Origin of the sequence: Sphingomonas sp. CFBP 13720 (assembly GCF_014842075.1) — a bacterium.
GTDB lineage: Bacteria > Pseudomonadota > Alphaproteobacteria > Sphingomonadales > Sphingomonadaceae > Sphingomonas.
This window is the reverse complement of the sequence record NZ_JACYVA010000003.1, coordinates 184,263-197,010: the sequence shown is the minus strand read 5'-3', so window position 1 is coordinate 197,010 and position 12,748 is coordinate 184,263. Positions and strand designations below refer to the sequence as shown.

General features: G+C 66.7%; 11 protein-coding genes. 5 read left to right on the top strand and 6 right to left on the bottom strand.

The window, feature by feature from the left end; genetic code table 11:
* Nucleotides 1-27: 27 nt before the first annotated feature.
* A complete protein-coding gene (locus IFT55_RS08520) occupies nt 28-1,380 on the bottom strand; it encodes a methyl-accepting chemotaxis protein (protein ID WP_446740711.1) in 1,353 nt (450 codons plus the stop codon).
* A 192-nt stretch (nt 1,381-1,572) separates the two neighbouring features.
* On the opposite strand from IFT55_RS08520, the gene sdhC reads away from it, so the two are divergent.
* The 3 genes from sdhC to sdhA are packed head-to-tail and all read left to right on the top strand — an operon-like array spanning nt 1,573 to nt 4,174.
* Complete coding sequence (gene sdhC, locus IFT55_RS08515; RefSeq protein ID WP_192091060.1) at nt 1,573-1,983, top strand: succinate dehydrogenase, cytochrome b556 subunit; 411 nt, start codon at nt 1,573-1,575, stop codon at nt 1,981-1,983.
* Entirely contained in the window at nt 1,983-2,369 is a 387-nt protein-coding gene (gene sdhD, locus IFT55_RS08510) for a succinate dehydrogenase, hydrophobic membrane anchor protein (protein WP_192091058.1), read from the top strand. Before sdhC ends, sdhD begins: the two co-directional genes overlap by 1 nt.
* Nucleotides 2,369-4,174, top strand: coding sequence for a succinate dehydrogenase flavoprotein subunit (gene sdhA, locus IFT55_RS08505; RefSeq protein ID WP_192091056.1), 1,806 nt, complete (start codon nt 2,369-2,371; stop codon nt 4,172-4,174). The genes sdhD and sdhA overlap by 1 nt, the downstream gene beginning before the upstream one ends.
* A gap of 275 nt (nt 4,175-4,449) precedes the next feature.
* On the opposite strand, the gene fghA is transcribed toward sdhA, so the two are convergent.
* Genes fghA through paoA form a run of 4 tightly spaced genes read right to left on the bottom strand, consistent with a single transcriptional unit; the run spans nt 4,450 to nt 9,097 of the window.
* The gene (gene fghA / locus IFT55_RS08500) at nt 4,450-5,295 is read right to left on the bottom strand and encodes an S-formylglutathione hydrolase (RefSeq protein WP_192091054.1); all 846 of its coding nucleotides are present in this window, start codon (nt 5,293-5,295) and stop codon (nt 4,450-4,452) included.
* Between the two features lie 2 nt (nt 5,296-5,297).
* Nucleotides 5,298-7,511 (bottom strand): aldehyde oxidoreductase molybdenum-binding subunit PaoC, encoded by a 2,214-nt coding sequence (gene paoC, locus IFT55_RS08495; protein ID WP_192091052.1) that lies wholly within the window; start codon nt 7,509-7,511, stop codon nt 5,298-5,300.
* Between the two features lie 3 nt (nt 7,512-7,514).
* Nucleotides 7,515-8,465: an FAD binding domain-containing protein gene (locus IFT55_RS08490; RefSeq protein WP_192091050.1), complete on the bottom strand. Its 951-nt coding sequence runs from the start codon at nt 8,463-8,465 to the stop codon at nt 7,515-7,517.
* The gene (gene paoA, locus IFT55_RS08485; protein WP_192091048.1) at nt 8,462-9,097 is read right to left on the bottom strand and encodes an aldehyde dehydrogenase iron-sulfur subunit PaoA; all 636 of its coding nucleotides are present in this window, start codon (nt 9,095-9,097) and stop codon (nt 8,462-8,464) included. Before paoA ends, IFT55_RS08490 begins: the two co-directional genes overlap by 4 nt.
* A 274-nt stretch (nt 9,098-9,371) precedes the next feature.
* Here paoA and IFT55_RS08480 point away from each other — a divergent pair, with 274 nt between their 5' ends.
* Nucleotides 9,372-11,933, top strand: coding sequence for a chemotaxis protein CheW (locus tag IFT55_RS08480; protein WP_192091046.1), 2,562 nt, complete (start codon nt 9,372-9,374; stop codon nt 11,931-11,933).
* A 33-nt stretch (nt 11,934-11,966) separates the two neighbouring features.
* Here the strand turns inward: IFT55_RS08480 and IFT55_RS08475 are convergent, their stop codons facing one another.
* Complete coding sequence (locus tag IFT55_RS08475) at nt 11,967-12,149, bottom strand: hypothetical protein (RefSeq protein WP_192091044.1); 183 nt, start codon at nt 12,147-12,149, stop codon at nt 11,967-11,969.
* A gap of 171 nt (nt 12,150-12,320) precedes the next feature.
* On the opposite strand from IFT55_RS08475, the gene IFT55_RS08470 reads away from it, so the two are divergent.
* Nucleotides 12,321-12,653, top strand: coding sequence for a DUF1153 domain-containing protein (locus IFT55_RS08470; RefSeq protein WP_192091042.1), 333 nt, complete (start codon nt 12,321-12,323; stop codon nt 12,651-12,653).
* The last annotated feature ends 95 nt before the right edge of the window (nt 12,654-12,748 follow it).

The following is a 12,748-nucleotide window of genomic DNA, read 5'->3' as shown; positions in this document are numbered from 1 at the left end:
CGCGGACGCATCGGGCAATCGTGCCGGTTACGCTGCGACCTTGCCGCTGAAATCGACCGCGCTGGTCTTGAGTGCGCCCAGTTCGCCATCCAGCGCGGTGAAGCCGTCGCCGACGCGGTCGATGCCGGATGCGACCGCTTCGGTATCCTCGCGGATCGCGGCGATGGTCGACGACATCGAATCGGCGGCAAGCGCGGTTTCGTCGACCGCGGCGGTGATCGCGGTGACCGTCTGCGCCTGTACCTCCATCGCGTGGCGGATGCGGATGGCGCTTTCCTGCACCTCGCTCACCGTCGCGCGAATCGATGCGTTGGTTTCGACGGTCGATCGGGTCGCCGCCTGGATCGCCGCGATCTTGGCGGCGATGTCGTCGGTCGCGCGCGCCGTCTGGCTGGCGAGGCTTTTCACTTCCTGCGCCACCACCGCGAACCCGCGTCCGGCGTCGCCGGCGCGTGCCGCCTCGATCGTCGCGTTCAGCGCCAGCAGGTTGGTCTGGCCCGCAATGTCGCGGATCAGGCCTAGGATCGATTCGATCGACTTGGCATGGTCCGACAGCGTTTCGGACATGCCGACCGCCGTGCCGGCCTGCGACGACGCACGGGTAGCGATCTCGGCCGCCACCTCGACTTCGTTGCGCGCATCCTCGATCGCGCGGATCAGCCCGGCGGACGTCGCCGCCGCCTCGCGCATCGCCACAGCCGACTGTTCGGCGGCGGCGGCGACTTCGGACGCCTTGCCCAGCATGCCGCGCGCCGATGCCGATGTGCGGCCGGCATGGATGCGCAGCGCGTCGCTTTCCTGGCTCGCGCGTTCGACGGTCGCGCCGATATTGTCGCGGAATTCATGCGACAGCTGATCACGGGCGCATTGCATGTTGTAGCTCTGATAGGCGTTGTACAACGTCACATAGACGTCGTTTTCGACCGACCGGATGCGCAGCAGCAGCGTCGTCAGCTTTTGCAGTTCGGCCGGGTCGCCGATCAGTTCGCGTTGCAGCACGCTCACCGTCCGGCGTCCGCACGCATCGATGATCGCCAGCACCGCCGTCAGCGACACGTCGTTCGAAAAGGCGCGGGCAACGGTGCGTTCGGCGGATTGCGGCCATGCGAGGCCCAGCAGGTCGGTGAACTGGTTACGCAGATAGGCGGCGCCCAGCTCGATGATGCGTTCGGCGTCGGACGCCAGCACGCCGGTCCCGCCGATCTTTTCCGAATGGGGCAGGATCGCGGCGGAGATTTCGCGCGCATGCGGCTCGATCACGGTCCACAGGTCGCGCGCCGTCGCCACGTCCTCGGGTCCGAAATCGAACATCCGCAACCGGGCAGGCAGATCGATGGTCGAACTGACGCTTTCGGCCGCAGGAAGCTGTTTGGTCCTCACCCGGTAATCCCCCATGTCGATTCGGCCGATGGACCGCCTGTGGTCCGGCATCGACGCTTCGCCGTCCGGCTTATGCAAAAGGTCTTAACTATGGGTTGACCAGCCCCTTGAGGGCCGAAACCCGCGCCGCCGCCCCTTGCATCGCAGCAAGGGGGGCGTAGATAGACCGCATCCGCTGGAAGGAAGCCCGACTTGGCTAGTGTTCGTCCGAAATCCCGTCCTCTTTCACCGCATCTCCAGATTTGGCGGTGGGGGCCGCACATGCTGGTGTCGATCCTGCACCGTGCGACCGGCGTCGCCATGGGCACGGTCGGCCTTGCGCTGCTGGCATGGTGGCTCGCCGCGATCGCGGGAGGCGAGGACAGCTATGCGCGCTTCCTGTCGTGGTTCACCGGCGAATGGGCGCCGCTCGGCTATCTGTTCGGCATTGGTTTCACCTATGTGCTGTTCCAGCATATGGGAACGGGCATGCGCCACTTCGTCCTCGATGTCGGCGCGGGCTATGAACTGCGCCGCAACCGCCGGGGCGCGATCGGGACGATCGTGTTCGCGGTGATCGCGACGATCGCATTGTGGACGTGGCTGCTGGTGGGGAAAGCCTGATGGGCAACGGTACGAGCATCGGTCGCGTCCGCGGCCTCGGGTCCGCCAAGACCGGATCGCATCATTTCTGGTATCAACGGCTGACGGCGGCATCGAACCTGCTCCTGATGCTGTGGTTCGTCTTCTCGCTCGCGATGCTGCCGGCATGGGACTATGACACCGTCTTCGCATGGCTGTCGTCGGCATGGGCGGCGGTGCCGATGCTGCTGCTGGTCAGTTCGGTCTTCTATCACGCCAAGATCGGCCTGCAGACGGTGATCGAGGATTACCAGCATGACGAAACGCGCGTCGTGCTGATGATCCTGCTCCAGCTCGTCTATGGCGGCGGGTGGCTGTTCGCCGCCTTCTCGATCCTTCGTATCGCCTTCACCGGGACTCCCGCATAATGGCTGCCGACTCGTACAAGATCATCGACCACAGCTATGACGCGATCGTCGTCGGTGCGGGCGGCTCCGGCCTGCGCGCGACGATGGGCATCGCCGAAGCGGGGTTGAAGACCGCCTGCATCACCAAGGTGTTCCCGACCCGGTCGCACACCGTCGCCGCACAGGGCGGCATCGCCGCCTCGCTCGGCAACAATTCGCCCGACCACTGGTCGTGGCACATGTACGATACCGTCAAGGGGTCCGACTGGCTCGGCGATCAGGACGCGATCGAATATATGGTGCGCGAAGCGCCGCAGGCGGTGATCGAGCTGGAACATGCCGGCGTGCCGTTCAGCCGGAACGAGGACGGGACGATCTATCAGCGTCCGTTCGGCGGCCACATGCAGAATATGGGCGAAGGCCCGCCGGTCCAGCGCACCTGCGCCGCCGCCGACCGCACCGGCCACGCGATGCTGCATGCGCTGTACCAGCAGTCGTTGAAGCACGACGCGACCTTCTTCATCGAATATTTCGCGCTCGACCTCATCATGGAGGACGGCGTGTGCCGCGGCGTCATCGCGCTGTGTATGGAAGACGGGTCGATCCACCGGTTCCGCGCGCATGCCGTGGTGCTGGCGACCGGCGGCTATGGCCGCTGCTATTTCTCCGCCACCTCGGCGCACACCTGCACCGGCGACGGCAATGCGATGGTGCTGCGCGCCGGCCTGCCGCTGCAGGACATGGAATTCGTGCAGTTCCACCCGACCGGCATCTACGGCGCGGGCGTGCTGATCACCGAGGGTGCGCGCGGCGAAGGCGGGTATCTGACCAACAAGGATGGCGAGCGTTTCATGGAACGCTATGCCCCGTCGGCCAAGGATCTGGCGTCGCGTGACGTCGTGTCGCGGTCGATGGCAATGGAAATGCGCGAGGGACGCGGCGTCGGCAAGGACGGCGACCACATCTTCCTGCACCTCGATCATATCGATCCGAAGGTACTGGCCGAACGCCTGCCCGGAATCACCGAAACCGGCAAGATCTTCGCCGGTGTCGACCTGACGCGCCAGCCGCTGCCGGTCACGCCGACGGTCCATTACAATATGGGCGGTATCCCGACCAACTATCATGGCGAGGTCGTCACCCGGCGCGGCGACGATGCCGATGCGATCGTCCCCGGCCTGTTCGCGGTGGGTGAGGCGGCCTGCGTTTCGGTCCATGGCGCCAACCGCCTCGGATCGAACTCGCTGATCGATCTGGTCGTGTTCGGTCGCGCGACCGGGCTGCGGCTCAAGGAAGTGTTGAAGCCCAACACGCCGCACAAGCCGCTGCCCGAAGGCTCGGCCGATCTGGCGCTGGCGCGGCTCGACCGATTCCGCAACGCGGCGGGCAACCGTCCGACGGCGCATATCCGGCTGGAAATGCAGAAGACGATGCAGAAGCATTGCGCGGTGTTCCGCGACAATGCGCTGCTCGACGAAGGCGTGACGCGGATGGAGGCGATCTATGCCTCGCTCGCCGACGTGCAGGTTACCGATCGCTCGCTGATCTGGAACACCGATCTGGTTGAAACGCTCGAACTCGACAATCTGCTGGCGCAGGCGGTGGTGACGATGCGATCGGCGCAAAACCGCAAGGAAAGCCGTGGCGCGCACGTGAACGAGGATTTCCCCGATCGCGATGACGCCAACTGGATGAAGCACACGATCGCCACATTCACCGGCTGGGGCGGGACGCTCGGCACCACTGCGATCGATTATCGCCCGGTGCACGACTATACGCTCACCGACGAGGCGGAATATATCAAGCCGAAGAAGCGGGTCTACTGATCCGGTCTTCGGAACGACACACGCGGGCGACCGGTTTTCGGACCGGTCGCCCGTTTCGTTTCAGGGGCCGGCGATATGGGTTATTGCGCCTGCGTCGGTCGCCCTCGCAACGGTTCCCGTTCGGGCGGCTCCACCGGAACGCGGGAGCGTCCCGTTCGTCGCGCGGGGCCAGAACGCCGGAACGGACCGAAGCCACCGCCCCGCCAGGCAGGGACCCGGCGAGGCCCGGCGAAGGCAGCGCAACTTCGCTGAAGACCGCCCCGGACGCTCGTGAGCTATCCCAGCCGGTCGGCATGCCATGCGACATGATCCGCCATGAACGTCGCGATGCAGTAATAGCTGTGATCGTACCCCGGCTGCATCCGCAGCGTCAGGTCGATGCCCGCATCCGCACAGGCCGCCGCCAGCAGTTGCGGGCGAAGCTGTTCGGCAAGGAACGGGTCGGCATCCCCCTGATCGACCAGTATCGCGGGCACCCGCATACCGTCCTCGATCATCGCGACCGCATCCGCACCGCGCCACGCCGAACGATCCGCGCCCAGATATCCGCCCAGCGCCTTTTTGCCCCACGGCACCTGGGACGGCGCGACGATCGGGGCGAAGGCCGATACCGACCGGAACCGGTCGGGATTACGCAGCGCCAGCGTGAGCGCGCCATGCCCGCCCATCGAATGGCCCATGATCGACTGACGCGACAGGTCGAGCATGGGAAACTCCGCCGCGATCAGCGCGGGCAACTCGTCTTCGACATAGGAGCGCATGCGATAATGCGGCTGCCACGGGTCTTCGGTCGCATCGACATAGAAGCCTGCACCCAGCCCGAAATCCCATGCCTTGTCCGGGGCATCGGGAACGTCGTCGCCACGCGGCGACGTGTCGGGGGCGATGAACGCGATGCCGCGTTCGGCGCAGGCGCGGCGATACTCGCCCTTGTCCGTGACGTTCGCATGGGTGCAGGTCAGTCCCGACAGATACCACAGCACCGGCGCGCGCTGGCCCTTCGGCAGCGGCGGGACATAGACGGCAAAGGTCATGGCAGTGCCGGTCGCCGTCGACGGGTGCGAGAACACGCCCTGCGTTCCGCCGAACGCGCGCGCGGTGGAGATCGTCTGCATCGTCATCGTCACGCCACCGCGGGCAACTGGCCCAACAGCTTGTCGAGCGTGATCGGATAGTCGCGCACGCGCACGCCGCATGCATTGTAGATCGCGTTGGCCACCGCGCCGCCGACGCCGCAAATACCCAGTTCGCCCACGCCCTTCGCCTTCATCGGCGTGGAATAGGCGTCGGCTTCGTCGAGGAACACGACCTCCTGATGCGGAATGTCGGCATGGACCGGCACCTCATATCCAGCAAGGTCGTGATTGACGAAGAAACCGAAGCGCTTGTCGACCGCCAGATCCTCCATCAACGCCGCGCCCGCGCCCATCGTCATGCCGCCGATCACCTGGCTGCGCGCGGATTTGGGGTTCAGGATGCGCCCCGCGGCACACACCGCCAGCATGCGGCGGATGCGTGTCTCACCGGTAAAGGCATCGACGCCGACTTCGCAGAAATGCCCCGCGAACGTCGATTGCTGCGCGCGTTCGGCGATCTTGCCATATTCGATCTTGTCCTCGCCGACGATCGGCGCGCCGCGCGCGGCATCGGTCAGCGGCACGCTGCGTCCGCCCGCCGTCACCTGCCCGCCGATGAAATCGACGTCGCCGGTCAGGCCCAGCTTGGCCGCCACCGCCTCGCGCAGCTTGACGCAGGCGGCATAGACGCCCGCCGTCGAATTGGCGGCGCCCCATTGCCCGCCCGATCCGGCCGACACCGGAAAGCGGCTGTCGCCCAGCCGGACGGTGACCCGGTCCAGCCCGACCCCCATCATCTCCGCCGCCGTCTGGGCAAGGATGGTATAGGTGCCGGTGCCGATATCGGTCATGTCGGTTTCCACCGTCAGCCGCCCGTCGGTTTCCAGCCGTACGCGCGCCGCCGACTGCATCAGCATATTGTTGCGGAACGCCGCCGCCACGCCCATGCCGACGAACCAGCGGCCCTGTCGCACTGCGCGCGGTTCGCGCCGTGCCGTCCAACCGAACCGCTCCGCACCCTCGCGCAGACACCGCACCAGCTGCCGTTGCGAAAACGGACGGTCGGGCTTTTCGGGATCGACCTGCGTGTCGTTGCGGATGCGGAACTCGATGGGGTCGAGCTTCAGCTTCTCCGCCATCTCGTCCATCGCGATTTCCAGCGCCATCAGTCCGGGTGCCTCGCCCGGTGCGCGCATCGCATTGCCTTCGGGCAGGTCGAGCACCGCCAGCCGCATCGCGGTCAACCGGTTGGCGCCGGCGTATAACAGCTTGGTCTGCGCCACTGCCGTTTCCGGTCCGCCGCCGGGCAGGTCGCCCGACCCGCTTTCATGCGCGATCGCGGTGATCGTGCCGTCGGGCGTCGCACCGATGCGAATGCGCTGCACGGTCGCCGGGCGATGCGTAGTGTTGTTGATGATGAGCGGACGCTGCAACGCGACCTTGACCGGCCGTCCCGCCGCCTTCGCGCCCAGCGCCGCAAGGATCGCGTCGGCCCGCACGAACAGCTTTCCGCCGAATCCGCCGCCGATATAGGGCGAATCGAGCCGCACCTTTTCCTTCGGGATGCCCAGCGTCTTGGCCACGTCGCCGCGACCCCAATCGATCATCTGGTTCGACGTCCACAACGTCAGTTCGTCGCCGTCCCACCGCGCGGTGGACGCGTGCGGCTCCATCATCGCATGGCTGTGATCGGGCGTGGTATATTCGGCGTCCAGCTTGACCGGTGCGGCGGCATAGGCGGCATCGAAATCGCCGACCCGGTCGATCGGCGGCGCGGCGCTGCCCTCGCCACTGTTCGCGCCTTCCAGCGGTGCGGTCTTGAGCGCTTCGGCCAGATCGAACCGGCCCTTGCCGCGGGCATAGTCGATGCGGATCAGCTTGGCGGCGGCGCGCGCCTGTTCGAACGTGGCGGCGACGACCAGCGCGACGGCCTGATGATAATGGTCGACCTCCGGCCCGCCCAGCAGCTTGGCGGTATTGAAGCTGCCCTTCGTCAGCTTGCCCGCATTGGCGGCGGTGACGATCGCCAGCACGCCCGGCGCGCGGCGGGCATCGGCCATGTCGATCGCGTTGATCCGCCCCTTGGCGATGCCCGCGCCGACGATATAGCCATAGGCGGGGTCGGCGACCTGATCGTGGCGCTCATAGGCATAGGGTGCGGTGCCGGTGGTCTTGAACTTGCCGTCGATGCGATCGGTCGGCTTGCCAATCACCTGCATCCGGTCGATCGGGTTCTTCCCGGCGGGGGAGTCGAACTTCATGGCTTACCCCTTGGTTTCAGCGAGGACCGCGGCAAGCGTACGCTCGACCAGCGGTATCTTGAACGCATTGTCGGCGGTCGGGCGCGCATCGGCCAGCAGCGTGGTGGTCACCGCCTTCGCCCCCTTGGGCAGTTGCGCTTCCGCCGCCTCGATCCGCCACGGACGGGGCGCGATGCCGCCGATCGCGATCTGCCCGCTGCCGTCGCGCCGCACGATCGCGGCGACCGAGACCAGCGCGAAGGCATAGGACGCGCGGTCGCGCACCTTGCGATAGACATGCGTGCCCGACACGGGGCGGGGCAGGGTGACAGCGGTGATGAGCTCGCCGGGCGTCAGCACCGTATCCACGTCGGGCCGGTCGCCGGGCAGGCGGTGGAACTCGCCGACCGGGATCGCGCGCGTCGCGCCTGCCGCGTCGACCGTCTCGACCTTCGCGTCCAGCACGCGCAGCGCCACCGCCATGTCGCCGGGATAGGTCGCGATACAATGATCGCTGGTGCCGATCACCGCCAGTTGCCGGCTGTACCCGCCGATCGCGGCACAGCCCGACCCCGCCCGGCGCTTGTTGCACGCCTGATCCGTATCGTAGAAATATGGGCAGCGCGTGCGTTGCAACAGGTTGCCCGCCGTCGTCGCCTTGTTGCGCAACTGTCCGCTGGCCCCTGCGACGATCGCGCGGGTCAGCACGCCGTAATCGCGCCGCACCCGGTCGTTGCTCGCCAGATCGGTGTTGCTGACCAACGCGCCGATGCGCAGCCCGCCATCGCCGGTCCGTTCGACCCTGTTCAGGCCCAGTTCGCCGATATCGACCAGATGCGTCGGCGTTTCGATTTCCAGCTTCATCAGGTCGAGCAGGTTGGTGCCGCCCGCGATGAAGCGCGCGCCGGGCCGCGATGCGACGGCCGCCGCCGCCTGCGCGGGGGATGTGGCGCGTTCGTAGCTGAAGGCTCTCATGCACGTGCTCCCGCGACGTCGGTCATCGCGTCGACGATGTTGGAATAGGCGCCGCAACGACAGATGTTGCCGCTCATCCGCTCGCGCATTTCCTCCGTCGTCGCGCGCGGACGCGCCGACAGGTCGGCGGTCGCATGGCTGGGGATGCCGGCGCGGATCTCGTCCAGCACCGCCACCGCCGAACATATCTGCCCCGGCGTGCAATATCCGCACTGATACCCGTCGTGCCGTACGAAGGCGCTCTGCATCGGATGCAGCTTTTCGGGCGTGCCCAGCCCCTCGATCGTGGTGATCCGGTCGCCCTCGTGCATCACGGCCAGCGTCAGGCAGCTGTTGATCCGCTTGCCATCGACCAGCACGGTGCATGCGCCGCACTGTCCGTGGTCGCAGCCTTTCTTGGTGCCGGTCAGCTTGAGCGTCTCGCGCAGCGCATCGAGCAGCGTCGTGCGCGTGTCGACCGTTAGTGCGCGGCGCTGTCCGTTGACGTCGAACGTCACGTCCATCGTTACCGGGGCCGGCTGCGGCGCGCCCTGTGCGGCAGCGGCCAGCGGCACGGCGGCAAGCGATGCCGATGCCGCGCCGCCGACGAGAACGCCGCGCCGCGAAACTTCGAGGTCGCCGGGAAGGGGCATGGCAGAATCCTTGAATGGGGACGTATCGGAACCGATCGTGCCGGGCGTCGGGCGGCCGGGCAAGATGCGATAACGCATCGTTCGCGCTTTGGTGGCATCGGCGGCTTGCGCGGTACGCAAACGATCGCGCGCATGCGCCACGGGCCGCATTCGAATATGCGTCCAACGGTTAAATAGCGGCCGCCGTCGCACGAACGACGCCGGTCCCGTCCTATGATTGTGGGGTCTGCACCGATGCGGACGAATGGCTTGGGGCCGGAAGGATCGGGCGGGAATGGCGACGTACCGGGGGATCGAAGTCGCAGACGAACTGGTCCCCGTCCTTCCCCATATGCGGTTCGTCGACGAGAATCGCGAAGCGCTGGCGGCGCTGGGATACCGCTGGGACATGCTCGACGTGATGAGCAGCGTGGTCGACATCGGCGCCGACGTGAACGCGACGCGCATGGAGTTCGAGTCGCTGACCGGAACGCTGGTCGGCGCGCTGGCGGCGGGAAGCCTCGACAAGGTCGCCGCATCGCTGGGTGCGAAGGCGCAGGTCACGGTCGATATCGTGATCCGCAACCTGTTCGAACGTACCGCCGATATCGGGTTCCTCGCCACCGATCTGGACATCTTCCGGTACCTGTCCGACGAACCGTCTTCGTCGACGGCGGCGATCGTCGCGCGACTGGACGAATATCGGCGGAAATATTCGGTCTACGACAACGTCCTGCTGATCGGCACCGATGGCCGCATCCGCGCGGCGGCGGTCCCCGACGGCCTGCCCGGCGCGATCGGCGACGGCTTCGTCCGCCGTGCGATCGATACCCTCGACCCCTATGTCGAAAGTTTCGCCAGCTCCGATCTGGTTCAGGGCGGCGGGTCCGCGCTGATCTATGCCCACCGCGTCGCCGATCCGGCCGCGCCCGCCGCTCCGCCGGTCGGCGTCCTTGCGCTCCAGTTCGGGTTCACAGCGGAGCTGGACGGGATCTTCGCCCGCCTGCTCGCGCCGCAGGACTGGACGATCCTGACGCTACTGGATGCGCAAGGGGTGGTGATTGCCACCAGCGACGGGGGGCAACTGGCGCCGGGTTGTCGGCTGTCGATCGATCCGCGCGAACGGCATCAGATCGTGCGCCATGGCGGCCGGCGCTATATCGCGGCGACCCGCGACACCAATGGCTATCAGGGCTATACCGGTCCCGGATGGCGCGCCTGTGCGCTGGTGCCGATCGATGTGGCATTCGAGGACGAAGGTGCGACGATCCGGCTCGACGCGGATCGCTATCGGGCGATCGCGGGCAATCGCGGCCTGTTCGCCGACGAGGTGCGTGTGATCCCGGCGCGGGGCGATGCGATCCAGGCCGAACTGGACCGCATCGTGTGGAACGGCGCGCTGGCATTGTCGCGGGGAACGGCGCGCGACGACAGCCAGACGGCGGCGCGGCGGACGCTGTTGTCGGAAATCAGCGCGACCGGTGCGCGGACGCGCCAGATCATCGCAGGCGCGATCCAGTCGCTCAACCAGACGGCGGTGGGCGCGATCGTCGCCGATTGCGGCGCGGCGGCCAGCCTCGCGATCGATATCATGGATCGCAACCTGTACGAACGTGCCAATGATTGTCGCTGGTGGGCACTTACCGGCCGGTTTCGCGACGTGCTGTCGCAATCGCACGCGAGCGATGCCGACCGCGCCGATCTGACCGCCATCCTGCGCACGATCAACGATCTCTATACGGTGTACACCAACCTGTTGCTGTTCGACCGGGACGGCATGGTCATTGTCGTGTCCGATCCGGCGCAGGCCGCGCTGGTGGGACAGTCGCTGTCGCGGACGCTGACCGACCGCTTTACCGCGCGGTCCGACAGCAGCTTTTACGGCGTGTCCGATTTCGCGGCCACGCCGCTGTACGACGACTGTCCGGCCTATATCTATGGCGCGCCGATCGTGCATCCGGTCGATCCGGGCCGGGTCGTTGGCGGTATCGCGATCGTGTTCGACACGACGCCGCAGTTGCGATCGATCCTCGACGATTGCGTGCCGGTCGATGTCTCCGCGATGCAGGTGCCGGGCAGCGGGCTGGTCTTCGTCGACGAACGCCGCCGCGTGCTTGCGACCACGCTCGACGACTGGCCGGTGGGGGTGGCAATCGACCTGCCGCCGGCGATGTTCGTTGCCGATGGCCGTCCACGCGCCGACGTGCTGGCATGGCGCGGCGGTCTCTATGCCGTCGGTGTTTGCGCCAGTTCGGGCTATCGGGAGTTCAAGGGGCCGACGGATTGCTATCGCAACACGGTGTTTGCGGTGTGCCTGACGTTTCTGTGCGTCGATATGCCGGCGACGGCGCGTGGCGTGATCGCCGCGGGCGCGGGCACGGCGCGCATCGACGGCCCGTCCCGTCAGATCGCGACGTTCACGCTAGGCGACCGGCATCTGGCGATCGACGCCGACGATGTGGTCGAAGCGATCGTGCTCGATCGCATCGCGCTTCCGCCCGATCGGGCAGGCGCGATCGCGGGATACGGGGTGTATGAAGGGCGGGGGCTGGTGGTGCTCGATCCGCGCCGGATGTTCGGGATCGGACCAGGCGACGATCCGGCACGGGCGCGCACGACGGTCGTGTTCCGCGCCGCCGGTACGCTGTACGGCCTGCTGGTCGATACGCTGGGCACAGTACGGCCGATCGATGCCGACCGCGTCCTGCGCGACGGCAACGGCGATCCCCGATCGGACGCGGTCGATGCGATCATATCGGCGGGGACGACCGACCGGTCCGCCATCCTGCTGCTCGACCCCGAAGGTCTGGCAAAGATGCTGCTCGATCGCACCGGTGAGGCCCGGCTGGCCGCATGACGGTCTGCCCGGCATGCCGGCCGGGCGCAGCGTTCAGCAGGAACCCATGTCGTGGGGCGACGTCTCGCTTAAAATCCGCAGGAAATCGTCCATGACCGGGTCCTGTGCGGCGACCAGCCCGCCGGCGAACGCCTTGCGCAACACGCGACCGGTACTTGAAAACGCCGCGCTCCGGTCGGGCGCGCTGATCTTGTCGGACGTCGGCTTCCTGCTCATTCGTTGATCCCGCTACGCGTCGTGATACCCGCACCGGTATAAAGCAGACTAGTTACCAATGCTTTAGCGGGATTTTATTAAGCGTCGTTAACCACGATGATTTACCTCGCGGCAATTTTTGCCGGGCAATGTCGGGATCGGGGCAGGGGGTCGTTACAGGAGTGCGATTCAATGACAAAAGACACGGAACTACATCCGGGCATCGATGAAGCCTATCTCGACATGACCGAAGAAGACCTTCCGCCGCGCTACAACCGTCGCTGGTCCGCGACGCTGAAGGCAAAGGTTGTCGCCGGTATCGAGCTGGGCCTGATTTCGGTCGTCGAGGCGCGGCACCGCTATGCGCTGAGCCGCGAAGAGCTAGTCAGCTGGCAGCAGGGCTTTGCGCGTCTGGGCGTCAAGGGTCTGACGGTCGCAGGCCGTTCGGAACTTCAGCGCAGCGCCGTCCCGTTGCGTCGCGCGGCCGGCAAGGCAGCGTCGGCGGAGGCCGCTTCCGCCCGGTAAGCATACCGGGCGAGCGCCGCCATCGGTGCGCGAGCTACACCGATCCGCGGCGGAACCGCGGTTCCATCCGACGTCGTCGAACCTTCGGGTTCGTC